Raw genomic sequence first — 24,243 nt, 5'->3', positions numbered from 1 at the left:
CGGTCACACGTCGCCGAAGCTGTCGTAGCGGATCTGGTCGGCCGGGACGTCGAGCTCGGCCAGCCGACGCAGACTCGACCGGACCATGCCGGCCGACCCGGCGACGAAGAAGTCGTGCTCGTACCACGGGCCGTAGCGGGCCAGCACGTCGGCGACCTCGCCGTGCTCCCCGGTCCAACCCGGGTCGTCCGAGCAGCACGGCACCACGTTCAACCAGGGGTAGGCGGCGCAGAGCCGACTCAACTCGGCCAGGTCGTACAGGTCGTCGCGGGTCCGCCCACCCAGGTAGACGTGCACCCAGCGGCTGCGGTTGTACCGGGTCAGCTCGTCGATCAGGGCCTTGACCGGGGCGAAACCGACCCCACCGGCCAGGCAGACGATGTCTCGTGGCGAGTCCCGGTCCAGCACCATGGCACCCATCGGGGCCGCCACCCGCAGCAGATCACCGGGGCGGACCCGGCGGACCAGCGCGCTGGACACCCAGCCGGCCGCCGCCGCCCGGACGTGGAACTCCAGCGTGTTGTCCGCCCGGGGCGCGTTCGCGATCGAGTAGCTGCGCCACAGCCTCGGCTGGTATCGCGGCACCTCGACGCTGACGTACTGCCCCGCCTGGTACTCCAGCCGGTGCTGCAGCGGCCGGCAGGTCAGCACGGCGACGTCGGCGCCCCGGCGTTCGTGGTCGAGCACCTCGGCGTGCCAGAACGCCGGGTTCGGGTCGCTCTCCGCGCCGATGACGAGGTTGGTGGTGAGCAGTTCCAACGCGGCGCCCCATGCCTCGTCGTACTCGACGCTCCACCGGTCACCGGCGACGGTCCGCAGCGCCTCCAGCAGCATGTCGCCGAACGCGGCGTAGTCCGCGGCTTGCACATGGAACTTGCGGTGGGCCCGGCCGAGCGACTGCAGATAGTCGGCGAACTGCTCCGGGTCGTCGATCGAGCCGACGGCAGAGACGATAGCTTCGATCAGACAGCGCCGCTGGGTATCCATCTGCACCGGGAAGAGCTGCCGCAGATCCGGCCGGTCCAGGAACAGCCGGGCGTAGAAGTAGCCAGCTACCTGGTCGTGCTCCTCCTCGACGAGCACCCAGCTCTCCTTCAACAGTTGCGCGAGATTGCTCATCGAGGCCTTCCCCGTCACCGTGCCGCCACTGACGCCGTACCACTGGGTTCCAGGGTGAGTACTCTTAGTAGCGAGTCGACGTACCCGATGTGCGACATTGCTCTGCCGTACCCGCTCGGGCACAGTGGTCCGGTGACGGTCGACCTCACCGGTACGCCACCACCGGCCAGCAGCAACCCGGACGCCCACCCGGCGGCCCCGCTGCCGCCGCGCCTGCTGCGCGCCGAGGTGCTCCTGGTCCTCGGCGTGTCGCTCGGCCAGTCCGCCATCTACGCCCTGGTCACCATCACCGCGCGACTGACCGCCGACCGGCCGCTGGGGCAGCAGACCGCCACCATGAACGCCTCCCAGTCGGCCCGCCCCTGGCTCGACCTGACGTACCAGCTGCTCGGGATCTTCTTCGCCCTCGTGCCGGTCCTGCTGGCGGTCCACCTGCTCAGCCGGGACCGGGCCGACGCCCGCGCCCGGCTCGGACTCGACACCCGGTCGCCGCTGCGCGACCTGGCCTGGGGCGCCGCCCTGGCCGCCGCGATCGGGCTGCCCGGACTCGGACTGTTCTGGATCGCCGCGCTGCTCGGGCTCAACGCCAGCCTGGTCCCGGCCGCGCTACCACAGCTTTGGTGGACGGTTCCGGTGCTGATCCTGGCCGCCGCGCAGAACGCCATCCTGGAAGAGGTGATCGTGGTCGGCTACCTGATGACCCGGCTGCGGCAACTCGGCTGGCGGATCGGCGCGGTCATCGCCACCAGCTGCCTGCTGCGCGGCACCTACCACCTCTACCAGGGCTTCGGGGCGTTCCTCGGCAACGTGATCATGGGTGTGGTGCTGTCGCTGTTCTTCCTGCGTACCCGCCGGGTGATGCCGTTGATCATCGCGCACACCCTGCTGGACGTCGTCGCGTTCGTCGGCTACGCGCTGCTGCCCCGCGGCTGGTTCAGCTGGCTGTGACCGGCGCAGCCGGTGTGACCGGCCGGTAGTGGGCGCTCGCCCGCGCGGCCAGCCGCTCCAGCAGCAGCGTGTCGCCCGACCAGGCGACCAGCGCCCGCCCACCGGGCAGGAACCGGGCCGGCAACCGCAGCAGCGCCCAACCGCCGTCGGTCAACCGGCTCACCGCCTCGGTGAACCGCTGCGCGCCGTCGAGCAGCCGCAACGCCGGATCCTCATCGCCGTCGGCCGCCGGCCGGCCCGCCGCGTTCAGCGCCGCGTGGGCCGCCGCGACGTCCGGCTGCATACCGGTGAGAGCCAGCAGCTCCGCCGCCCGGTCCCGGTCGGTCGGATCATGCCGGTACGCGGCCGCCACGTGCAGCGTGACCGCGGCCTGCGTCCAGCCGAGCGTCACCAGCTCCAGGGCCGGGCCGAGCAGCCCACCGGCGGTGGCGACCGCCGCGCCGGCCCCGGCGAGCCGGGTGAACCGCCGGGCCGCCAGCCGGGCCAGAGCGTCGTCGCTGGCCGCCGGGTAGTCGTCGCGTAGCCGGGCCGCCCAGTCCCGCGCCGCCGGACCGATCCGCTCCACCGCGGCCAGGGCGAGCAGCTCCGGCGCGTACGCCGGACGCGTCAGCAGGTGCCGCAGCGTACCGCCGGGGACCGGACCTGGCGGGGGAGCGCCGACCGGACCCGGCGCCGGCGCGGCCTTCTTCGCTGGGGTCTTCTTCGCCGCTGGGGTCTTCTTCGCTGGCGCGGTCTTCTTGGCGGCGGCCTTCTTCGCTGGCGCGGCGGTCTTCGTCGGCGCGGCCTTCCTCGTCGGAGTCGCCTTCTTCGCTGGCGCGGCCTTCTTGGTAGGGCCCTCGGCGCTGCCGGCCGCGCTCGCGTTCGGCGGCGGCTGGAACAGCACGGGAGCGATGGCGGCGGGCGGCGTGGAGCCGGCCTTCGGCGTCCTGGCCCGTGGGGCGCGGGACCGCCTTGGCTCAGCGTCCGGCGATTGCTCCTCCATGCTCAGGCAGCCTAGCCCGAACCCGCCCGCAACACCCGCCTCGCCGGTTCCAGCGGCCCCGGCTGACGGGGTTTGTGCCGGTAACGCCCGGGTACCCGGGCCCGGTGGCCAGATATGCCGCGGACATCACCGCGCTGGCGCGACCGCTGGTCGACGCCGACGACCTCGACCCGCTGATCGAACGGGCCGCCGACGCGCGGGTGGTGATGCTCGGTGAGGCGAGCCACGGTACGCACGAGTTCTACGGCTGGCGGGCGGCCGTCACCCGCCGACTGATTACCGAGCACGGCTTCTCCTTCGTCGCCGTCGAAGGAGACTGGCCGGACTGCGACCGGGTCGACCGCAGCGTCCGGGGCCGGCTCGACGCCCCCCGCGACCCGCGCGACGCGCTGACCACCTTCGAACGCTGGCCCACCTGGATGTGGGCCAACGACGAGGTGGTCGACTTCTGCCGCTGGCTGCGCCGGCACAACGACTCGGTCAGCGAATCCGCCCGGGTCGGCTTCCACGGGATCGACGTCTACTCGCTGTGGGAGTCGCTCCGCGAGATCCTCGTCTACCTGCGGGAACATCGACCGGACCAGGTGCCGGCGGCGCTCGACGCGTACCGCTGCTTCGAACCTTACGGCGAGGACCCGCAGGACTACGCGACCGCCCTGCGGCTGGTGCCCGCCGGCTGCGAGGCGGAGGTGATCGACCTGCTGGTCCGGCTGCGGCGCGACGCCGCCGCCGACGGGGCCGGCAGCTTCGGCGCCTGGCAGAACGCCGAGGTGGTGGCCGGTGCCGAACGCTACTACCGGGCGCTGGTGTCCGGTGGCCGGCTGTCCTGGAACGTCCGGGACCGGCACATGGACGACACCCTCGCCCGGCTGCTCGACCGATACGGACCGGACGCCCGCGCGGTGGTGTGGGCGCACAACACGCACGTCGGCGACGCCCGGGCCACCGACATGGCCGAACTCGGCGAAGTCAACATCGGGCAACTGGCCCGCGAGCGGTACGGCCGGGACCGGGTGGTCCTGGTCGGCTTCGGTACCTACCGGGGAACGGTGGTGGCCGGTGACACCTGGGGGGCGCCGATGCGGCTGATGCCCGTACCGCCGGCCCGGCCGGGGTCGCTGGAAGCGATCCTTTCCGTCGCGGCCCCGGCCGAGTCGTTGTTCGTCTTCCCCGCCGACGGCAGACCGGATCTGCTCACCGACGAGCTGGACCACCGGGCGATCGGGGTGGTCTACCAGTCGAACATGGAACGGCGCGGCAACTACGTGCCGACCGTGCTCGGCGACCGCTACGACGCGTTCCTCTGGTTCGACCGCAGCCGCGGGGTGCGCCCGCTGCGGACCCCGCATGTCGAGCTGCGTGAACCGGAGACCTTCCCGTCCGGCGTCTGAGCATCACCCGGCACCAGATGCTGCCAGACGACCGCCCAGCCAAGTGCCCGCCGGGGTGTGCCGAACGCGTCCAGCACGGCCAGCAGCCGGTGCCGCTCGCGCAGCCGGGTGTGTAACCCCGTGGTCGGCGTGTCCCGGTGGGGAACTTGACGGCAGCTATTCGCTCAGTGAATAGTTGCCCGGTGTCCACCGTCCACGTGCTCCTCGGGCTGCTCTCCCGCGGCCCCCGGCACGGCTACGAGCTGAAGCGCGACCACGACCAGCGGCTGCCACGCGCCAAACCGATCGCGTTCGGCCAGGTCTACGCCACCCTCGGCCGGATGCAACGCGACGGCCTCGTCGAGCAGGCGCGGCGCGACCGCGCCGCCGGCCCCGACCGCACCTCGTACGCGCTCACCGACGCCGGCCGGACCGCCCTCGACGGCTGGCTCGACGCGGTCGAACCGCCCGCCCCGTACGTCACCAGCGCGCTGCTCGCCAAGGTCGTCGTCGCGCTGCTGATCGACGACCCGCAGCGGGCCCGGCGCTACCTGGCCGCCCAGCGCGCGGCACACGCCGCGCGGATCCGGGAGCTCACCCGCACCAAGACCGCCCCGGACGCCACCCTCGGCGAGATCGTCGCCGCCGACTACGCGATCAACCACCTCGACGCCGACCTGCGCTGGCTGGACACCACCGTGGGCCGCGTCGCCGATCTGCACCGGGAGGTACGTCAGTGAACAGTCCGCTGCTCGCCGGCCGAGGGGTCGTCCGCGCGTACGGTGCCACCCCGGCGCTGCGCGGCGTCAGCCTCGACGTCGCCGAAGGTGAGATCGTCGCCGTCACCGGACCCAGCGGGTGCGGCAAGTCCACCCTGCTGCACTGCCTCGCCGGCATCCTGCGCCCGGACGCCGGTGAGATTCACTACCGCGACCAGCGCATCGACCTGCTCTCCGAGTCGGCCCGTGCCGTGCTGCGGCGTACCGAACTCGGGGTGCTGTTCCAGTTCGGTCAGCTCGTCCCCGAGCTGACCGCAGCGGAGAACGCCGCGCTTCCGCTGCTGCTCGCCGGCACGGGGCGGCGAGCAGCACGGACCGCGGCGCTCACCTGGCTGGACCGGCTCGGCGTCGCCGACCAGGCCGACACCGTGCCCGGCGAAATGTCCGGCGGGCAGCAGCAGCGGTGCGCGCTGGCCCGCGCGATGATCACCGAACCTCGGGTGCTCTTCGCCGACGAACCGACCGGCGCGTTGGACACCCTGACCGGCGAGCAGGTCCTTGGCCAGCTCATCCGGGTCGCCCGCGAGCAGCGGACCTCCGTCGTGCTCGTCACCCACGACCCCCGGGTCGCCGGGTACGCCGACCGGGAGATCATGCTGCGGGACGGCGAGATCGACCCCGCCGGGCTCGGCCCGGTCGTCACCCGGACGGCCCGGTCGTGATCCGTCCGGCCACCCTGCTGCGGCTCGGCCTCGTCGGCACCCGCACCGACACGGTACGGATCGTCCTCACCGCCGCCGCCGCGCTGCTCACCACCGTCACCTTCCTCGCCGCCGCCACGGTCATCGCCGTACCGACCGTCCCGGACGGCGGCTCCGACCGGTCCCCGCAGTACGGCCCGGCGCTGATCGCCGAGGCGGAGCTGCGGACCGGCGTCACCATCGCCCTGTTCCTCCTGGCGATCCCGGTCCTGGCCCTCGCCGGGCAGTGCGCCCGGCTCGGCGCGCCCGCCCGGGACCAGCGACTCGCCGCCATCCGGCTGGCCGGCGGCACCCCCGGTCAAGTCCGGGCGCTGGCCGCCACCGAAACCGGGCTGGCCGGTGCGCTCGGCTCCGTCACCGGGTTGGCCGGGTACCTGGCCGGCCGGCGGCTGCTGCACCGTCCGGACGAGCACGGCCTGCTGCCGTTACCCACCGACGTGCTGCCGCCGGTCTGGTCGCTGATCCTGATCGTGGCCGGCATCCCGCTGCTCGCGACCGCGGTCGCCGCCGCACTGCTGCGTACGGTCGTCGTGTCGCCGCTCGGCGTACAGCGCCGGCGCCGGGCAGGGCGGCCCGGGCGGTGGCCCGGCCTGCTCATCCTCGGCGGCCTGGTGGTGACCTTCCTGTTCCGGCCGCTCGTCGACTGGGCTGCCGGCCGGGAAGCCCCACTGTGGGGCGTTGCGGTCATCGCGTTCGCCGGGGCGCTGGCCATCGCGATCGGCGTCGCCACCGGCACCGGCTGGATCTCGTACGCGACCGGACGGTTCCTGCGGCGAGTCGCCCGCCGCCCCGCGACCCTGCTCGCCGCCCGGCGGCTGACCGCCGACCCGTGGCACGGCGCACGGACCTTCGCCGGGCTGCTGGCCTGCGTCCTGTTCGGTGCCGGCACCGCCGGCTTCAGCGCCTACCTGGCGGCCGAGTTCGGCAGCCGGGACCGGGTCCACCGGATCCTCGCCGAACAGAGCGGCCAGCCGTACAGCCCGAGTGACAACAGTTTCTACTTCAACGCGGTCACCCTGGTGCACATCGCGGTCCTGGTGGGCCTGGCGATCGCCGCCGCCGGTCTGGCCGTCGCGGTCGTCGAAGGCATCGTGGAGCGTCGCCGCGCCAACGCGGCACTCGTCGCCACCGGCGTGCCGCGCGCGGTGCTGGCCCGCTCCGTCCTGGTACAGACCCTCACGCCGCTGCTCCCAGCGACTCTGGTGGCGCTGACCGCCGGCACGATGATGGCCCGGGCTCTCGGTACGGAGGTCTCCTCCGGGCCGCGTACCGCCACGTTCTGCGATGCGGTGGACGCCTGTCGCACCCCCGAGGACTGGACGGAGTACGGCCGGACGATCGAACATCCGGGCATCACTGTGCCGGTGCCGGTGCCGCTCGACGACCTGGCGCTGCTCGGCGCCGGCACGATGGTGGCCGCCCTGGCCACGGTCGGCGTCGGCCTGCTGTTCCTGCGTAGAGCCACCGACCTGACGGAGCTCCGGCAGACCTGACGGCTCGGTATGTCTGACGCTCGGCAGATCTGACCGGCTACGGCGCGGTCGGCCCGGTCAGCCTGATCAGGGTCGGCCGACCGGGCCGAGCAGCGCCGACTCCATCGACGTCGGATGCAGCATCACCCACTGCAGCCGGCCCTGACTGACCAGGCCGACCATCTCCGGATGGATCCGGGTCAACCAGCTCTGCGCCTCGGTGAATCCCAACGCCGACGCCACCAGCGCCGCCTCGGCGGCGGTCAACCGCTGCAGCACCACCAGGTCGCTGCGGACCAGTGGGTCGAGATCCCAGCTGCCCACGTCGTTGCGGACCACCATCGTCGTCCGCCACGGCACCCCCACCTCCGGCGTGCCGCCCATCGCCGGGCCGATATCCACCGCCAGCAGCTGGGGATGCGCCGGTGACGGCGGTGGCGGCGGCTGGGCGCCGGGCGGCAGGAAGGACGCCGACTCCTGACCCAGACCACACTGGTGCAGAAACCCCTGCCAGTCCGGCTCGCGGGCCGTCTGGATGAACAGGTGCGCGCCGAGCGCCATCGCCCGCAGCGCCAACAGCTGCGCGCAGCGCAGCCCGCCGACCAGCAGCAGCCGGGTCGGTTCCGGGCGGAACAGCCGCACCGCGACCGGCCCGCCCTGCCGGTTGCGCCCGACGACCATGCCGTCGCCGCCGGCCCGCAACCGTACGTCGCCGAGTGCTTCGAGATCGGCGGTGTGCAGGCCGGTCGGCGGAATGATCGACAACGGACCCGTCACGGCAGGAACCCCCCGAGCGGCAGGGTGGCGGCCAGCCCACGGACATGCTCACCGTCGATCCGCTCGGTGAGCCCGCCGCGCTCGCGTACCGCCTCGGTCAGGGCCTGGTCGCCGACGGCCAGCGTCGTCACGTCGGCGGCGGTGAGCCGGACCGCGGCCGACACCGTCACGTCCGCGACGGCGGTCTCGGTCGGATGCCCCGGCTCCCGGGCGACGGCGACCGACACCACCGTGTCGACCATCGGCAGCTGCCGCAACACGTCGTCCAGCTGCCACGGCAGCTCCGGCCAGCGCAGCAGCCGGCGGCAGACCTGCGGCACCTCGCCGCTCCACCACGCCTGCCAGGTCTCCTCGCCGGCGACCCGGTTGCTGGCGGTGCCGTAGACGTTGCCGCCGTCCGGCCGGCTGGGCAGCTGCGCCAGGTAGCCGACGGCGGTCAGCAGATCGTCGCCGCCCAGCAGCCGGGCCGGCACCCGGTCCTGTTTCAGCTGGCGCTGGACCCGCCGGACCGACGACATCAGCGCCGGTGCCAGCGCCCGATCGGTGTAACCGTCCGGTGTACGCATCACCTGGAGCACCAACCAGGCCCGCCGACGGGCCGGCACGTCACCGCCGGTCAGCTCCCGGTAGGAACGCTCCACCAGCCCTCGTCCGGTGTGCGCGCGGGGGGCCGCCGCGACCTGGACGAGCAGCTGTACCGAGGTCGGCGGGGCGGCCGGATCCGGCGCCGGCAGCAGCGCCGCCGGGGACGGCAGACTGAGTGCCGAGCCGACGAACAGCGAACCGTCGGCAGGGTCGAGCTCCAGGACGGCGCAGACGCCACCCCGGTGACTGATCGTCGCCATCGTCCGGCCGCTGACCGAAACATCGTCCACTATGGCAGTCGGCTCCACGAACCGCAGCAGGCCCGTCGCCCGGTTGCCGCCGCCGGCCGGCAGCCGCCGGGGCCGCAGCCGGTACCGCAACCACACCGCCATCCACTGGTAGAGCCACCGCCCGCGCAGCCGGACCACCGTCGGTGCCAGCAACAGCGCCAGCGCCGCCGCCGTCACCAGCGCCACGACCGGCCCCCGCTGGTACGCGACGAGCAAGACCGTCGCCGCCAGTTGCCAGTAGACCAACTGCCCGATGGCGAACGGGCCGGTGCCGGGGCGGACCCGCCGGGGCCGGATCCGGCTGCCCGACGCCGTCGCCGGGATCGATGTCGCCGCTGCCGACCCGGTGACTCCGGAGATCATGTCCGCCGTCGGCCCGCCCGATCCTGACACGGTCGGTGACATCGGCACGGCGGCCCGCGCCGCCGTCGCAGGAGCGGCCGCCGACCGGCCAGCGACCTGCCCGGTCGGCAGCCTGGCGACCTGCCCCGACAGTCCGGCAGCGCGGACCGTCGGCAGCTCCGAGGTGGGGGCCGAAGCGGCCACGCCCACGGTCGGCGGTGCGGCTGCGGGTGGCGGCGCCGGCGCGGGCATCGGCGCGGCGTCACGTTGTCGGGGCGGTGCCCACTGCTGCCAGCCCGCCGGTGCGCCCGGCGACTGGTCGGCGGACGGGCCGGGGTCGGTCGTCATCGCTCAGCGTCCGGTCGCCGTACGGACGTCGGCCTCGGTCACCGTACGCAGCTCGTCCAGGCTGGGCCGCTGGCCGGACTGGCGCAGCCGCTGCGCCTGCGCCTTGCGTACCCCCTCGAAGAGCTTGCGCGCCTCGCGGGCGTTGCCGAAGCTCTCGTCCCGTTGCACCGTCGAAAAGTGTCCGAAAAGGACCTCCGGCACGGCGGCGGCGAGCAGATACTCGTCGTTCGCCGCCATCCGCTCGACGATCACCACCAACTGCTCCGGGGTGTAGTTGCCGAACTCGATCGTCCTGGCGAACCGGGACGCCAGGCCGGGATTGGCGTCGAGGAACTGCCGCATCTCCCCGGTGTAGCCGGCGGCGATCACCGCGATCTCGTCCCGGTGATCCTCCATCAGCTTGACCAGGGTGTCGATCGCCTCCTGACCGAAATCCCCGCCACTGCCGAACGACCGGGACAGGGTGTACGCCTCGTCGACGAAGAGCACCCCGCCTCTGGCCTGCTCGAACACGGCGGCCGTCTTCTCCGCCGTGTGGCCCAGGTACTGCCCGACCAGGTCGCGCCGGGACACCTCACGGAACGGCCCGCCGGACAGCACCCCCAGCGCGGCCAGCAGCTCACCGTAGATGCGGGCCACCGTCGTCTTACCGGTGCCCGGCGCGCCCGCGAAGATCAGGTGATGGCTGACCGCGCTGACCGGCAGGCCCGCGCCGCGCCGCCACTCGTTCACCTGGATCTCGTCGATCAGCCCGCGCACCTCATCCTTGACCGACTCCAGGCCGACCATCGCGTCGAGCTCGGCCAGCAACTCCTCGGTCCGGGCGGTGTCCGGCCCGCCGGCCGACGCGGCGGCGGCCGCGCCGAACACCGCACGCCGGCTCGCCGTACCGGTGACGATGGTCGGCTCGGCACCGTCGGCGATGTCGAACGCCGGCGTCGCCGTGTTCTCGGTGCTGCACTCCTCGACACTGCCCGCACAGCCACGACCGAAGGAGACCGCCGGCCCGCGGGTGTCGCGAATCCGGCAGCGCCGCAGCGTCGGCGCGCTCTGGTGGGCGACCGCCACCCCGGCCCCGCCGGTCCGGGAGATCTCGCACGTCTCCAACACCGGACGGCCGTGCTGGTAGACGTAGACGCCCCGGTTGCCGCAGCCGGTGATGGTCGACGCCCGGATGGTGGGCGCGGCCCCGATCCGCACGATCACGCCGTCCTCGGCGAGGTCGGTGAACTCGCAACCGTCGACGTCGCCGTCCGAATCCTCAACCACCAGGCCGTGCCGCGCCCCGGTGACCGTGCACCGGGTCAGCGTGAAGCTCGACCGGTTGCCGATCACGACGCCGGCCCCGAACCCGGCCCGCAGTTGGCAGCCGGTCATCGTCAGCCGGGCCCGGTCGACCGCCACCGCCGGCGCGTCGCCGGCCAGCAGCACCAGGTCACGCAGTTCGAGGGTGCCGCCGTTGGCGGACACAGTCGGGTAATGGCCGGCTGAGGCGTCGACGGTCACCGACCCGGCACCCTGCGCGGCGACCACAGTGATCTGTCGATCGTTGATGAACAACGCCTCGTAGTAGGTGCCGGGGTCGACGGCCACCACCGACCCGTCGGACGCCGCCGCGAGCGCGTCACCGATCGACGGATAGGCGCCGGGCTGGTCCGGACTGACCAAGAGGGTGCGCGTCATCGCTCCGGGCTTCGTACACGGTGGGACAGGGGATTCCGACGATATCGCAGCACCACCAGACAGGGTGTCCGGTGAACGACCGCGTCGCCGCGCGGGCCTGTCGTTGGCAGCAGCGACCGGCACCGGTTGTCTACGCTCTACGGCGGAATCCCAGGGCCCCGACCGGCCCCGGCAGGCTTCGACCGGACGGCGAAGGAGAGCGTGGTGGCGGTACGCATGCTGCCGTTGACGGCAGCCGCTCTGCTGGTCGACGGCGAGGTCCACACCCACACCTCGGTGCGCGGCGACCATCTCCCACAGCTGCACCCGCTGGTCCGGCGGATCCTGGACGAACTTCCGGTCAGCCAGCGGGAACGCTCCGTCGGCCGGTGCGCCGAGCCGGTGCTGATCTCCGACCGGCTGTACGCCGTACAGCCGGGCCAGCCCGGCACCGAGTTGTCGCCGGCTGCGGCCCGGGCGGCACTGTGGGGTGCCCGGATCCGGGTCTCCCTGATCCGCGAGCCGGACGATCCGGCCCACGGCACGGCGGTCGCCCCGTGCCGGTCCTGCCGCCAGCTGCTCGACTGGTTCGGGGTGGAGGCGCTCTGATGGCCGGCGACGACCGGTTTCCGCCGTCGGTGCTGGCCGCCCTGACCCGGGCCGGCTGGCAGCCCGGCCGGCGCGACGAACAGCGGGGCCGTGACTGGGCCCTGCGGGTCGTCGGGCACGCCGGACCCGACGGGCGGCAGCACACCGTGGTCGGTCCCGCGATCGAGGCGTACGCCGAGTTCGGCGGCCTGTACGTCGAACCGGACGGCCCTGGCGAGGCGGTCGCGCCGAGCACGGTCCACCTCGATCCGCTGCGCGCCGTGCACACCGTCGCCACCCTCGCCGTACTCGCCGACATGCTGGGCGTGCCGGTCAGCCCGCTCGGCGTCGAGGCGGACGGCACCGGCATCCTGGCCATCGACGCCCGACAGCGGGTGTTCGTGCTGGACCACGGCGGCGACTGGTTTCTCGGCCGGTCGGTGGAACAGGCCGTCACCGCACTGATCCTCGGTCAACGGCCGCACCGGCTCGCCGAGGACGGCAGCTGGTGACCGCCGACCCGGAGCCAGGGTCGCAGCCGCTGTCCGAGTCGGCCTCGGCCGGGTGGCGACCGGCCACCGCAGCCGAGGCGGGCATGGCCGCCGCCACCGACCTGGCGGGCTACCTGGCGGCGCTCGGCACCGGGCCGCTGCTGCTGCCAGTGTCGGCCGAGACCGCCGCCGGGCAGGCACCGTTCGCCTGGCCCACCGTCGAACACGACGGCGCACCACACGTGCTGGCCTTCACCTCGCCGCAGGCCATCGTCGCCGGCCTGCCGGGCGAGTCGGTACGGTACGTGACGGTCACCCTGGCCGAGGTGGTCGCCACGATCCCCGACGACAACTGGTGGTTGGCGGTCGACCCGGGACTGCCGATCGCCCACCGGATCACCGCCGGGCAGTTGCGGGAGCTGGCACCGTCGCCCGATGCAGGCGACATCGCTCGGGCGCTGCGCGCCGCTGTCGCGGCCGAGGACCCGGACGCGGTGATGGCCGCCCTGTTACGCGCCGAGTTCACCGTACCGATGCCGCCGGAAGCCGACCCCGACACCGCCGTACGAGACCTGGCCGACCCCCGGTTCCCCTGGTGGTGTCTGCCGGACGAGGCGGGCCAGCCGTCGGTGCCGGTCTTCACCTCCCCGGCGATGCTGGCCGAGGTGTTCGACGTGCCGCTGCCGTCGGTCGTCGCCTCCAGCGTGCGACTCTTCGCGAACTGGCCGGACCCGCGCTGGCAGCTCGCCGTCGACCCGGGCACCGCGTCGGCGGTGAGCATTCCCGGGGAGGCGGTCCGGCAGGTCAGCCGGTGGCTCGACGAACTGCGCCGGACCGTGACTGAGACGGACCAGGTCGACGTGGCCCAGACGGATCCAACCGAGGCGGACCAGGCCGAGGCTGTCGAGGCAGATCCAAACCTTCCGGTCCGGATGCAGCTGGTCGTTGCGCACCGCCACCTGCACGCGTACGTGGCGGACGGCTACGACCGGATGGCCGGCCCGGTGCACCGCTGGCACGGCCCCGGCCGGGACACCCCGAAGCGGCTGTACGCCCGGTTGGGCCTGCTCGGGCCGGAGTCGCCCTTCGCCGCCGCCGACGAGTGGGTTCCGGTCGTACGGTGGGAACCCGGCCCGGACACCCCGGCGACCTGGCTCGACGAGCGGCCGCAGCAGCGGGCGCTGGCCGTGCCGGACGGGGCCGAGCTGCACGTGCTGCACCAGGACGGCAGTGACGAGCTGCTGGCCCGCTTCGACCGGAGCGGTCGACGCTGGCTGCCGGTGGACCCGCCACCGGCCGACCAGCCGCCGGCCGCAAGCATCGGCTGATCGGCGGCTACCGGTCGGCCAGCCAGTGCCGTGCGGGCGGAGTGGCGAGCAGGATCACCGCCAGTCCGGCCAGCGCTCCGACGACCATCGGCAGCAGCATCGTCGGGTGGTATTCGATCTTGCCGAACAGCAGCAGGCCGCCCAGGACGACGAGGAGCAGCCCGGCGGTGAACCCGGCCGGGGCCCGCAGCATGTTCGGCCCGGCGACCCAGACGATCCGCATGCCGGCCAGGGTCATGAAGACCAGCAGCAGGCAGAGCCCGAGAATCGCGAACGCGATGATCCACAGTAGGAACTTCGCGTCACCCTCGGCCTGGTAGGTCACGACCAGGAAGGCGAGACCGGCGACCAGCCAGAGGGCAGCGGTAGGAGCCGTCAGCAGTACGGCGGCCACAACGACCACCGGCCGCCGCCGGCCGGCGGCGGGCGCGACGGGGCCGGCGGCTCGCCGGGGCACGTTCACCGGCTCGGTGGACGCCATACCGAATCGTCCTCGGCGGTCGGCGGCTCGCCCCCGGTTGGCTGGTCGGGCCCGGCCTGGGCGGCCGGTGCCGGCACCAACGATGCACCGACGTCGGTCGCCGGCGGTGGGCCGTCCCGGGCGGCCGCCGGACGTCTCGCCCGGCGCCGCAGCCACCGGATCAGCAGCACGACACCGGTGACCAGCGTGCCGAGGATGGTGAAGAAGATCAGCATGCCGATCAGTTCGTCGAGCCCGAACTCGTAGCCCGGCTCGGGCGGCAGGTAGGCGACCGGGTCGCTGGCGGTCGGCGACGGCCGTGGGCTGGCCCGATCGTCCGGCTCGGTGGTGAGCGCGGCGTGAATGTCCAGGATGCCCCAGCCGAAGTCGAGATCCTTGCCGGGCGGCCCGGCGTCGTACGCCGTACCGACCAGCCGTTGGAACAGTCTGCCCTGGCCCTCGTCCGGATACTGTGCCTTGAGCAGCGCGAACGCCCCCGACACCAACGCGGTCGCTGCACTCGCGCCGTCCATCGTGTAGTAGCCGCCACCGTCGGCAGCTCGGACGATGTCCTCGCCGGGCGCGGCGATGTGGGTCTGCTCGGCGCGGATCGACTCCGGGCTGAGCCCACCGTCCCGCCCGCTGCTGGTCACCGCGATGGTCCACGCACTGTAGGCCGGCTGGCCGATCAGCATGTCGCGGCGGTTGCCGATGCCGGCGACGACGATGACTCCGCGCCGGTACGCGTTCTCGACCGCCTGCTCCAGCGCCGGGTCGGACGATCCGGTGAGCGAGACGTTGATGATGTCGGCACCGCTGTTGACGGCCCAGTTGATCCCGAGTGCGATGGACTCGGGGAGGATGATCTCAGTCTTCGGGCTGGAGAGCGTGATGGGCAGGATCTTGGCCTTCGGCGCCACCCCGAGCACCCCGTCACGGCCGCCGGGCCCGTGCCCGTGCCCGGCGATCAGCGACGCCATCCCGGTGCCGTGGTTGCGCCGGTCGACGTGGCCCTTGCTGTCGCGGTCGTGAAGGTCGGCCCCGGGCAGTACGTTGTCCCGCAGGTCGGGGTGGGAGGCGTCAACGCCGGTGTCGACCACCGCGACGGTCACCCCCTCGCCCTGGGTGATCCGGTGCACCTCGGGCAGCCGCATCGCCTCGACATGCCAGGACTGGTCCCGGATCTCGTCGGCCTGCGCCGGCCCGGCGGGCAGCGACGCCGTGCCGAGCAGCCCGAGCAGCCCGGCTGCCACCAGGCCGAGTAACCGCCGGGAAGCACGCATGGGCGGAGCACACCTCTCCGTCGGGTAGTCGCCGGGCGACCCGGCGCTGTGCCCGGATGATACTGCGTCGGGTGCTTCGTCCGGCTCAGCTCGGCCGTCTGCCGGCCTCATCGCTGGCCCAGGCTCCGGACCTGCTGCTGCGGCGGCTTCTCGTCGGGGGTGTCGATGGTGCCGGGAGCCGCCGGGTCAATCTGCCACAGCTCGTCGTCACCGTCGCCGTACTCCCAGGTCTGCTGCCGGTCGTCGGTCCTGCGGCTGGTGCGACCGGTGCCGCTGGCCGGGCCGGGGCCGCGTTGCCCGCCCAGCACCGGACCCGGGCCCTTGGCGACCCCGCCGGGCTTCGTCGGCCCGGCCCGGCCGGACAGCCGTGGAGCAGCCGGGGCCGGCCGACCGGCGGAGCCGGGTGCGGCCGGCTGCGGTAGCCGGGCAGCGCCGGTGGTCGGGGCGGCGGGGCGGCTTCGTGGGCCGCCCAGGCTGGGCGGCGGGGCGGCCGGCCGGCCAGTGCCGCCGCCGGCCGGGCGGCCGCTCGGCCCCGGCGGCCGGGAGCCACCCGGCGTGGGTCCGGTGCTGCCGGGCAGCGACGGGCGCTGCGGTGCCGGACGTCGGCTGGCCGGGTTGTTCGGCGGCGGACCACCGGCCCCGGGCAGCGCCGGCCGGAGCGGAGAACTCGGGCGGTTCGCACCCGGCGGCAGTGCTCCGGGTCGGTTGCCCCCCGGTGCCCCTGGTCGTGGCCCGGGGGTGACGCCGGGTGGCACTACCGCCGGTGGCGGGCTCGGCGCCGGGCCGGCACCGGTCTGCGGGAGGTTGGGCACCGGGGGAGGCGCGGTCGGCGGGGAGACGGTGCCCCCAGCCAGGTGCAGCCCGTCCGGCACCGGCGGTGGTGGTGTGGGGGACGGCGTGTCCCGGCCCAGCCCGGGAGCGGTGGGCGGCTCGCCACGCCCCGCGAACTCCGGCCGGGGCGGTGCGCCCGGCGCACCACCCGGCGGTGCGCCGGGCGGCGGTGCCCCGGGGCCGCCGGGAAAAGCGACCGACGGGTCAACCACCGCTGCGTCGGTCGGGCCCCGGAAGGTGGTGCCCCGGGTGATGTGGCTCAGGTACACATCGATGTACATGTCGGCCAACGGCTTGATGATGTCCCGGGCACGCTCGAAGTAGTCGTCCATCACGTCTTTGCGGGTCCGGCCGGTGGTGCCCGGGATCCAGTCGTACGTGTCGGACCACTGCAGGCCGTTGTCCGGGTCGGCCGCCTCCACGGTGTACTGCTCCCAGAGGCTGCGGAACTCCTGCTGGGTCGACTCGATCTTGCCGGCCAACTGCTCCAGGCCACGGCGGTTGCTGTCGGCGGCCTCCTTCCACTCGTCGAGGGAGTAGAGGGTGGCGCCCACCCGTTGCATGAAGTACTCACCGGCCGGTGACTGCCACTTGGCAGCCAGCGCCGTCGCGTACCGCTGCAGGTTGGTGCGGGTGCTGTCGAGCAGCACGCCGATCCGGTGCCACATGTCGGCGACGGCGATCACCCGCTCGTCGCTCTCGTTCTGGATCCAACCCCACATCGTCTCGATGTTGGTCGTCTCCTTGTCCCAGACGGTGGGTTCGTAGCGCTGGTTCGGGTCCGAGTAGTCGTGGACGACGTAGTCGTTCCCGGCGTTCACGTACGGGATCGACACCGGCTGCCAGCCGAAGTACTCGTCAGACATCCCCGCTCCTCGACGTCGCTATCCGCGCTGCTCAGTGCTCGGCCGACGGGCTGTCGAGCTCATCGTCGTGCATGTCCTCGTCGTCGGCGCGGATGTCGTAGGCACCGTCGCCCTCACCGATCGTCTCGGCCTCGTACAGCGACAGGTCCCGGTCGGCCGCCTCGGGGGCGTAGGAGGAGCTTTCCTCGTCCGGATCGACCACCAGACTCGGATCCTCGACGCCGCTCTCCGGATCTTGCCAGAGATCGTCGAGCGTCTCGCCGCCTTCTAGATTGGAGAATGCGGTGTAAATGGTCATCTGGTCGGCCGCGACCAGGGCGTCGCCGTCGAGGTATTCGGCGGAGATCGACTTGGCGGCGGTCGCCAGGGAGGCGAGGCCCTTGGCCACCTCGCCGAGCAGCAGAGTAGCCGCCTTACGGTTCTCGTCGTGCCGGCCCTGGAAGAACCGGCCCTCGGACATCCCCGACCCGCCGAACGGCACCGGGATGGTGAGCATGTGGTTGATGCCGCTTGCCAGGCTCGGCTGGAAGTTGAGCCGCAACTCGGCCATCACGCACTGGGCGAAGTCGTCGAGCTGCTCGATATCGACGTCGATCGTCTCGTTGACCAGCCAGCTGTCGTCCGCCATGATCCCTCCCCCAGGCCGCATGCGCGTATCGGCATCCACAAAACTATCGCGTCACTGCAATTGTCGTAGACCGAGAGTCACGATGTGGACGGTAAATGTAGCAACTGGACCAGCCGGGTGCCTTCCCGCCTGGTGACCAGCCAGCCCCGCCCCGGCGGCAGCGGGCCGGGCCGGACGTTGCCGAGCAGCACCCCCTCGTCGCGGCTGCCGGACATCACCAGGCCCGGCGAGCTGAGCTCGCGCAGTCGCATCAGGATCGGCTCGTACAGGGCCCGGCTGGCGCCGCCACTGCGCCTGGCGATCACCAGGTGCAGCCCGATGTCACGGGCCTGCGGCAGGAACTCCAGCAGCGGCAGCAGCGGGTTGCCGCCGCCACCGGCGACGAGGTCGTAGTCGTCGACCAGGATGTACAGGTCGGGGCCCCGCCACCAGCTGCGGGTACGCAGCTGCTCCGGGGTCACGTCCGCCGGGGGCAGCCGGTCACGCATCACATTGACCACCTCGGTCAGCATGCCGGCGGTGACGTCCGCCGAGGTGCCGTACCCGATCTGGTGTTTTTCGCTGATGTCGCCGAGCAGGCTGCGCCGGTAGTCGACGACGATGAGCCGGGCCTGGGTCAGATCGTTGCGGTCGGTGATGCCCCGGGCCAGCGCCCGCAGGAAGCTGCTCTTGCCGGACTCGCCGTCGCCGAAGACGATGAAGTGCGGATCGGTGCCCAGGTCCAGGTGTACGGGCTGCAGGTCGACCTCGGCGATGCCGATCGGCACGCCGGGGCGTCCGGTGTCCGGCACCGACTCGTACGGCACCACGGCCGGCAGCAGCCGCACCGGTGGCGCACCCGGGCCCTGCCAGGCGGCGGCGACGTCGGTGACGAACCGCCGGGCACCGTCGGCGAGGGTCCCGGCGTCGGCGTCGCCGTCGGTGCGGGGCAGCGCGGCGAGGAACTGCATGCCGTCCGGGGTGATGCCCCGGCCGGGCGACTTGTCCGGCACGTTCATCGCCGCCCGCCGGTCCAGGTTGGAGTCGCTGGCGTCGGCGAGGCGCAGCTCCAGCCGGGTGCCGAAGACGTCGCGTACCGCCGGTCGCAGGTCCATCCACCGGCCGGCGCTGATTACCAGGTGGACGCCGAACGACAACCCCCGGTTGGCGATGTCGTTGATCGCCGGCTCCAGGTCCTCGAACTCGGCGCGTACCGCCGCCCAGCCGTCGATCACCAGGAACACGTCGCCGAACGGGTCGTCGGTGTGCCCGCCGTGCCGGCGTTCCCGCCGGTAGGTGGCCATCGAGTCGATCCGGTTCTCGGCGAACCGGCGTTCCCGCTGGGCCATCAGCAGCCGCAGCTCGGCGATGGTCCGGCGGACCTGCCCGGCGTCCAGCCGGGTGGCGACCCCGCCGACCTGCGGCAGGTCACGCAGCGCGGTGAGCGCGCCGCTGCCCAGGTCGAGGCAGTAGATCTGCACCTCGCGTGGGGTATGGGTGAGGGCGAGCGACGACACGACCGTACGCAGCAGGGTGCTCTTGCCGCTCTGCGGGCCGCCGACGACGACGGTGTGCCCGGCAGAGCCGCCCAGCTCCAGCCAGAGCACGTCGCGGCGCTGCTCGAACGGCTTGTCGATCAGGCCGACAGCGGCCCGCAGCTCGCCCTGCAGGGTCGGGCTGGCCGCGGTGATGCCGCGTTCCGGGTCGGCGACCAGCGGCGAGAGCAGCTGGTCGAGGGTCATCGGAGCGCCGAGCGGCGGCAGCCACACCTGGTGGGCCGGTTTGCCGCGGCCGGTGAGCCGGCTGACCAGGATGTCGAGCAGGCTCTCGCCGGTTGTGGTGTCGGCCGGTTCGGGCCCGGGCTGGCGGGCGTCGGCCGGCAGCCGGGGTGCGACGTACTGGGTGGTGTATTCCTGGACCCGGTCGTCGCCGTCGCCGGCGGCGACCGCCTCGGCGGTCTTGCTGCGGTACGTGCCGGAGACGTACGCGGCCCGGAACCGTACCAGCGGTTCGGTGCCGAACCGTAGGTAGCCGTGGCCGGGGGAGCGGGGCAGTTCGTACGCGTCGGTGGCGCCGAGCACCACCCGGCTCTCCATCGCGGAGAAGGTCCGCAGGCCGATCCGGTACGACAGGTGGGTGTCCAGTCCGCGCAGCCGGCCCTCCTCCAGCCGCTGCGAGGCGAGCAGCAGATGCACGCTCAACGACCGGCCGACCCGACCGATCTGGACGAACATGTCGATGAAGTCCGGCTTGGCGGTCAGCAGTTCGGAGAACTCGTCACAGATGATCAGCAGCGCCGGCATCGGCTCCAGCGGCGCCCCGGCCGCCCGGGCCTTCTCGTAGTCACGCTGCGATGCGTAGTTGCCGGCCGAGCGGAGCAGCTCCTGCCGGCGGACCAGCTCGCCGTTGATCGCGTCGGTCATCCGGTCGACCAGCGGCAGCTCGTCGGAGAGGTTGGTGATCACCGCGCTGGTGTGCGGCAGCTTGTCCAGCCGGGTGAACGTCGCCCCGCCCTTGAAGTCGATCAGCACGAAGTTGAGCGTCTCCGACGAGTGGGTGGCGGCGAGCGCCAGCACCAGGGTGCGCAGCAGCTCCGACTTGCCGGAGCCGGTGGCGCCGATCAGCAGGCCGTGTGGGCCCATGCCGTCCTGCGCGGACTCCTTGAGGTCCAGCTCGACCGGGGTGCCGTCCGGGGTCAGCCCGAGCGGCACCCGCAGCCGGTCCCGGTTCGGCCGGGGCGTCCACGCCCGCTCCACGTCGAACTCGTACGGGTCGCCCAGGTCGAGCAGGTCGGCCAGGTCCTGCTCCAGGTGCAGCGGCTGCTCGCCCCGGGACGCGGCGGACAGTCGCAGCGGCGCCAGCTCCATCGCCAACGTCTCCGCCTCGGCGATCGTGCAGGTGTCGGCGGTGCCGATCTGCGCTCGGCCGTCCAGGGTGACACTGGCCATCGACCCGTCGGCGGCGACATCGAGCACCAGCCGGGCCCGGTCGAGCACCCGGGGCGGTGGCTCGGACAGGTCGACGATGGTCACCCCCTCCACGCCGCCGTCGGTCATCAGGTGATCGGAGCCGGCCGGGTCACCGCCGTCGAGCACCACCAGCAGGTGCGGGCCGGAGGTGGTGGCGGAGCCGCCGCCGGCCAGGTTGAACCGGGGGCGGTTGGCGAGCATGTCGTCGAGCATCGCTTCCAACCCGGTCACCGTCGACGACACCAGCCGTAGCGCGCCGGTCGCATCGGTGCGGGTCGGGTGCAGCGCGTGCGGCAGCCACTTGACCCACTCCCAGTGCTCCCGCCGGGTCGGGGCCGGGCAGATCGCCACCAGCATGTCGTCCGGCGCGTGGAACGCGGTGGCTTGGGCGATCACCGCCCGGACCAGGGCGCGGACCGGGTCGGGGTCGCCGCGCAGATGCACCCGGGCGAAGCCGCGCAGCGCCATGTCCACCGGCAACTGCGGAACAGTGGCGTAGCTGGTCAGGAACCGGCGCAGCGCCAACGCGCACATCGGTTCCAGCTTTTCCAGCGCGGTCGGCGGCGGTGGGATCAGCGGCGTCGCCAGCTCCTGCGGCCCGAGACCGACCCGTACGGTGGCGAAGTCGGGGTCGCCGCGGCGGCGTTCCCACAGTCGGGGACCGACCGGCACCGACCACAGCGTCTGCGGGTCCGGGTGCCGGTAGAACGTGGCCTCCCGCTGCTGGCGTACGGTCCGCAGCACCCGACGACGCTGCCGCGACAGATGCGCCAGGTACTCGCGCCGCCGCTGCGCCATCTCCTGCCGGCTCGGCCCACCCGCCTGGTTGGACAACTGGGTGGCGAGCATGCCGAGCGCGGAGAGCCCGAACAGTCCACCGGCGACGTAGCTGAGCGTCGATCCGCCCCGGCCGGCGTACATCAGCGCCATCGCGACCGACCCGGCCAGCATCGGCAGCAGCATCATCAGCTGCCCCCAGGTCCGGCCGGTTGGCGCCGGCACTTCGGGCGGCGCATCGAGCAGAACCTCGCCGGACGGGTACTCCGGCTCGGGTCGGCGCGTTGGACGCCGTATCACCACCGTACCCACGGATCGACCCTCCCCGTCGTCGTCACACCCGAACACCGGGTCACTACCGGCACCGACGGCACCGGCACATGGTAGGTAGCCTTCTCGAGTCAGGACAGCCCGCGCGGGCTTGATGAGGAGTCAGCAGTGGTCACCCAGGCCGGAACCGGACTCGCCCGGATCGCCGTCGTGGCGCCGACCCGACGCATCGACCTCGCCCTGCCCGAACACCTGCCGCTGGTCGGGCTGCTCCCGGCGGTGCTGCGGCAGGCCGACGAGAACCCCTCCGACGGTACGGCCGACGGCGGCTGGGCGCTGCGGCGTACCAACGGATCCACCCTGGACCTCAACCGTACGCTCGCCGCGCAGCAGGTCCGCGACGGCGAGACGCTGCATCTGCTGCCCCGCCGTACCGAGTGGCCGGAGCTGGCCTACGACGACCTGATGGAGGCGATCGCCGCCGGTGCCCGCCGGCGCGGACTGTCCTGGACGCCGGCCGCCACCCGGCTGACCGGTTTGCTGACCGGTGCCGTTCTGCTGCTGCTCGCCCTGGTCGCGGTGGTGATCGCCGGCGGCACCGGGGTGGCCGCCGGGGCGGCCCTGCTCGGCACCGCAGCCGTCCTCGTCGCGGTCGGCGTGCTGCTGTCCCGGGCGATGGCCGACTCGCTGGCCGGCGCGGTGCTCGCCGCCCTGGCCCTGCCGTACGCGTTCGTCGGCGGCGCGGTGTCGCTGGCCGGCGGCGAACCGGTCACCGATCTGGGGGCACCGCATCTGCTGGTCGGTTCGGCGGCGCTGACCCTGACCGGGGTGCTCGGCATGCTGGGCGTCGGGGACGCCGGCCGGGTCTTCGTGGCGGCGATCTTCGCCGGGGTCAGCGGGACGACCGGGGCGGTGCTGGCCGTCGGGTCGCTGGACGGGCCGCGCGCCGCAGCGGTGCTGGTGGCCGTGGTGACCCTGCTGCTGCCGGCGCTGCCGCTGATCTCGGTCCGGGCCGGCAAACTGCCGATGCCGGCGCTGCCGCGTACCGCCGAGGACCTGGTCCGCGACGACCCGCAGCCGGACCGGGCGGAGATCTACCGGGCGACGGCCCGCGCCGACGAGGTGCTGACCGGCCTGATGTTCGGTGCGGCCGTGGTCGCTGCCGCCGGGTCAGCGGTGCTGACCCTGTCGGCGACGGTCGGCGCGGTGCTGCTGGTCGCGGTGGTGACGGCCGGTCAGCTGCTGCGGGCCCGGCTGGTCTCGACCATCCGGCACCGGGTGCCGCTGCTGGCCGGCGGCCTGGTCGGCGTCGGTCTGCTGACCCTGACCGGTACGGGTGGGATGGCGGCCGGTACCCGGCTGGCCCTGCTGCCCGTGGTGCTGCTGGTGGTGGCGCTGGTGCTGGCGGCCGGGATGGTCTACAGCCGACGCCCGCCGACGCCCCGGCTGGCCCGGCTCGGCGACGGGCTGGACGTGGTGCTGCAGCTGGCCGTGGTGCCGGTGGCCTGCGCCGTGCTCGGCCTGTACGGCTTCATGCGGGCGATCAACGGCTGACTCCGGCTGCGAGCTGCTCCGGCCGCAGCGGCGGGAACGGGCCGCCCCGGACCAGCCGGATCAGTGCCGTGTCGACGTCGTCGGCGACGTACTGGTAGCCGGCCCAGTGCAGCAGGACGACCCGGCCGGCGGCGTCGACGACCAGCTCGGCGGGGCCGTCCGAGTTGCCGCCGAGCGGGAACACCGGATGGTCGTACTCGTCGACGAAGACCCGGGCCTCCTCGGTGACCAAGCCGCTGCGTACCGGGTGGACGAAGGTCGGGAAGCCGGCGTCGGCGGTGCCGTCCGAGCCGAACTGGGCTATGGTCAGCCCGCCGAACTCGGTCAGCGCCGCGCGGGCGACCGGCGCCATGACCAGTCCGTCGAGTTCACCCGCCCACCGGGCGGCCCACTGGTCGACCATCGCGGAGACGTCCCGGCCGGGGAACCAGCCGGCGGCCTCCAGCACCGGCCGGACGTCCGGCGGGAATCGGCGGTCGGCGGCCCGGGCGGCGGCGTACTGCTCGGCGACGACCGTCACCGGGACCGGCGGCCACTGGCTGACCTCGCCGGACTCCCGGTCGATCACGATCCGCGGCGACCCGGAACCGGTCGGCGGCCCGGCCGTCCGACTTCCCGCGTCGTCGGTGGGGATCAGCCAGGCGACGTATCCGTGCTCGAACTCGTGCAGGCCGATCCGTTCGTCGGTGCCGGCGCCGTGCTCGGTCGCCCATTGGCGGGCCAGGTCCAGCGCCTCGTCGCGACCGAGCATCGATGTTTCCCTCCGGGCTGCGGGCGAGACCCCACGGTACGCCGTCGTCACCGGACCCTATGGTAGGCAGCACGCCGCGTGGTGGTGCAGCCG

General features: G+C 73.2%; 20 protein-coding genes. 9 read left to right on the top strand and 11 right to left on the bottom strand.

Annotated features, from left to right (window positions below; genetic code table 11):
- Positions 1–3 precede the first annotated feature (3 nt).
- Positions 4–1,119, bottom strand: coding sequence for an FAD-binding oxidoreductase (locus tag ACFHWU_RS12950; RefSeq protein ID WP_416568075.1), 1,116 nt, complete (start codon positions 1,117–1,119; stop codon positions 4–6).
- 201 nt (positions 1,120–1,320) lie between these two features.
- On the opposite strand from ACFHWU_RS12950, the gene ACFHWU_RS12945 reads away from it, so the two are divergent.
- Positions 1,321–2,067: a CPBP family intramembrane glutamic endopeptidase gene (locus ACFHWU_RS12945; RefSeq protein ID WP_416554075.1), complete on the top strand. Its 747-nt coding sequence runs from the start codon at positions 1,321–1,323 to the stop codon at positions 2,065–2,067.
- On the opposite strand, the gene ACFHWU_RS12940 is transcribed toward ACFHWU_RS12945, so the two are convergent.
- Positions 2,054–3,049 carry a hypothetical protein gene (locus ACFHWU_RS12940; protein WP_416568076.1) on the bottom strand — a complete coding sequence of 332 codons (996 nt, stop codon included), beginning with the start codon at positions 3,047–3,049 and terminating at the stop codon, positions 2,054–2,056. The genes ACFHWU_RS12945 and ACFHWU_RS12940 overlap by 14 nt on opposite strands.
- Positions 3,050–3,153: 104 nt before the next feature.
- Here ACFHWU_RS12940 and ACFHWU_RS12935 point away from each other — a divergent pair, with 104 nt between their 5' ends.
- From ACFHWU_RS12935 to ACFHWU_RS12920, 4 genes are all read left to right on the top strand, one after another.
- Complete coding sequence (locus ACFHWU_RS12935) at positions 3,154–4,440, top strand: erythromycin esterase family protein (protein ID WP_416590657.1); 1,287 nt, start codon at positions 3,154–3,156, stop codon at positions 4,438–4,440.
- Positions 4,441–4,622: 182 nt separating this feature from the next.
- On the top strand, positions 4,623–5,159 hold the full coding sequence (locus tag ACFHWU_RS12930; RefSeq protein WP_416554004.1) for a PadR family transcriptional regulator: 537 nt from the start codon (positions 4,623–4,625) through the stop codon (positions 5,157–5,159).
- Positions 5,156–5,860: an ABC transporter ATP-binding protein gene (locus ACFHWU_RS12925; protein ID WP_416554006.1), complete on the top strand. Its 705-nt coding sequence runs from the start codon at positions 5,156–5,158 to the stop codon at positions 5,858–5,860. The genes ACFHWU_RS12930 and ACFHWU_RS12925 overlap by 4 nt, the downstream gene beginning before the upstream one ends.
- Positions 5,857–7,392 carry an FtsX-like permease family protein gene (locus tag ACFHWU_RS12920; protein ID WP_416590656.1) on the top strand — a complete coding sequence of 512 codons (1,536 nt, stop codon included), beginning with the start codon at positions 5,857–5,859 and terminating at the stop codon, positions 7,390–7,392. The genes ACFHWU_RS12925 and ACFHWU_RS12920 overlap by 4 nt, the downstream gene beginning before the upstream one ends.
- 66 nt (positions 7,393–7,458) lie before the next feature.
- Here the strand turns inward: ACFHWU_RS12920 and ACFHWU_RS12915 are convergent, their stop codons facing one another.
- Genes ACFHWU_RS12915 through ACFHWU_RS12905 form a run of 3 tightly spaced genes read right to left on the bottom strand, consistent with a single transcriptional unit; the run spans position 7,459 to position 11,396 of the window.
- Positions 7,459–8,148, bottom strand: a complete 690-nt coding sequence (locus ACFHWU_RS12915) for a hypothetical protein (protein WP_416554010.1) — start codon at positions 8,146–8,148, stop codon at positions 7,459–7,461.
- Positions 8,145–9,713, bottom strand: a complete 1,569-nt coding sequence (gene eccE / locus ACFHWU_RS12910) for a type VII secretion protein EccE (RefSeq protein WP_416590655.1) — start codon at positions 9,711–9,713, stop codon at positions 8,145–8,147. The genes ACFHWU_RS12915 and eccE overlap by 4 nt, the downstream gene beginning before the upstream one ends.
- Positions 9,714–9,716: 3 nt before the next feature.
- Positions 9,717–11,396, bottom strand: coding sequence for a right-handed parallel beta-helix repeat-containing protein (locus ACFHWU_RS12905; protein ID WP_416554014.1), 1,680 nt, complete (start codon positions 11,394–11,396; stop codon positions 9,717–9,719).
- Positions 11,397–11,600: 204 nt separating this feature from the next.
- Here ACFHWU_RS12905 and ACFHWU_RS12900 point away from each other — a divergent pair, with 204 nt between their 5' ends.
- From ACFHWU_RS12900 to ACFHWU_RS12890, 3 genes are read left to right on the top strand one after another with little or no spacing between them, the layout of a single operon-like run.
- Positions 11,601–11,984, top strand: a complete 384-nt coding sequence (locus ACFHWU_RS12900) for a YwqJ-related putative deaminase (protein ID WP_416554016.1) — start codon at positions 11,601–11,603, stop codon at positions 11,982–11,984.
- A complete protein-coding gene (locus tag ACFHWU_RS12895) occupies positions 11,984–12,475 on the top strand; it encodes an SUKH-3 domain-containing protein (RefSeq protein WP_416554018.1) in 492 nt (163 codons plus the stop codon). The genes ACFHWU_RS12900 and ACFHWU_RS12895 overlap by 1 nt, the downstream gene beginning before the upstream one ends.
- Entirely contained in the window at positions 12,472–13,782 is a 1,311-nt protein-coding gene (locus ACFHWU_RS12890; protein WP_416554020.1) for an SseB family protein, read from the top strand. Before ACFHWU_RS12895 ends, ACFHWU_RS12890 begins: the two co-directional genes overlap by 4 nt.
- Before the next feature lie 7 nt (positions 13,783–13,789).
- Here the strand turns inward: ACFHWU_RS12890 and ACFHWU_RS12885 are convergent, their stop codons facing one another.
- The 5 genes from ACFHWU_RS12885 to eccCa form a co-directional block, all read right to left on the bottom strand.
- Positions 13,790–14,263 carry a hypothetical protein gene (locus tag ACFHWU_RS12885; RefSeq protein ID WP_416554022.1) on the bottom strand — a complete coding sequence of 158 codons (474 nt, stop codon included), beginning with the start codon at positions 14,261–14,263 and terminating at the stop codon, positions 13,790–13,792.
- Positions 14,242–15,525 carry a S8 family serine peptidase gene (locus tag ACFHWU_RS12880; RefSeq protein ID WP_416590654.1) on the bottom strand — a complete coding sequence of 428 codons (1,284 nt, stop codon included), beginning with the start codon at positions 15,523–15,525 and terminating at the stop codon, positions 14,242–14,244. Before ACFHWU_RS12880 ends, ACFHWU_RS12885 begins: the two co-directional genes overlap by 22 nt.
- A 107-nt stretch (positions 15,526–15,632) precedes the next feature.
- Positions 15,633–17,222: a hypothetical protein gene (locus tag ACFHWU_RS12875; RefSeq protein ID WP_416590652.1), complete on the bottom strand. Its 1,590-nt coding sequence runs from the start codon at positions 17,220–17,222 to the stop codon at positions 15,633–15,635.
- A 31-nt stretch (positions 17,223–17,253) separates the two neighbouring features.
- A complete protein-coding gene (locus ACFHWU_RS12870) occupies positions 17,254–17,850 on the bottom strand; it encodes a hypothetical protein (RefSeq protein ID WP_416568083.1) in 597 nt (198 codons plus the stop codon).
- 77 nt (positions 17,851–17,927) lie between these two features.
- Positions 17,928–21,887, bottom strand: a complete 3,960-nt coding sequence (gene eccCa / locus ACFHWU_RS12865; protein ID WP_416590651.1) for a type VII secretion protein EccCa — start codon at positions 21,885–21,887, stop codon at positions 17,928–17,930.
- Positions 21,888–22,013: 126 nt separating this feature from the next.
- On the opposite strand from eccCa, the gene eccD reads away from it, so the two are divergent.
- Positions 22,014–23,399, top strand: a complete 1,386-nt coding sequence (gene eccD / locus ACFHWU_RS12860) for a type VII secretion integral membrane protein EccD (RefSeq protein ID WP_416590650.1) — start codon at positions 22,014–22,016, stop codon at positions 23,397–23,399.
- On the opposite strand, the gene ACFHWU_RS12855 is transcribed toward eccD, so the two are convergent.
- The gene (locus ACFHWU_RS12855; protein ID WP_416590649.1) at positions 23,389–24,150 is read right to left on the bottom strand and encodes an SUKH-3 domain-containing protein; all 762 of its coding nucleotides are present in this window, start codon (positions 24,148–24,150) and stop codon (positions 23,389–23,391) included. The two genes, eccD and ACFHWU_RS12855, sit on opposite strands and share 11 nt — an antisense overlap.
- Positions 24,151–24,243: the final 93 nt, after the last annotated feature.

The sequence above is a fragment of the Micromonospora sp. LOL_015 genome (assembly GCF_048060275.1).
Taxonomy (GTDB): domain Bacteria; phylum Actinomycetota; class Actinomycetes; order Mycobacteriales; family Micromonosporaceae; genus Micromonospora_E.
The sequence above is the reverse complement of the archived record's forward strand: the minus strand, read 5'-3'. Positions and strand labels throughout refer to the sequence as shown.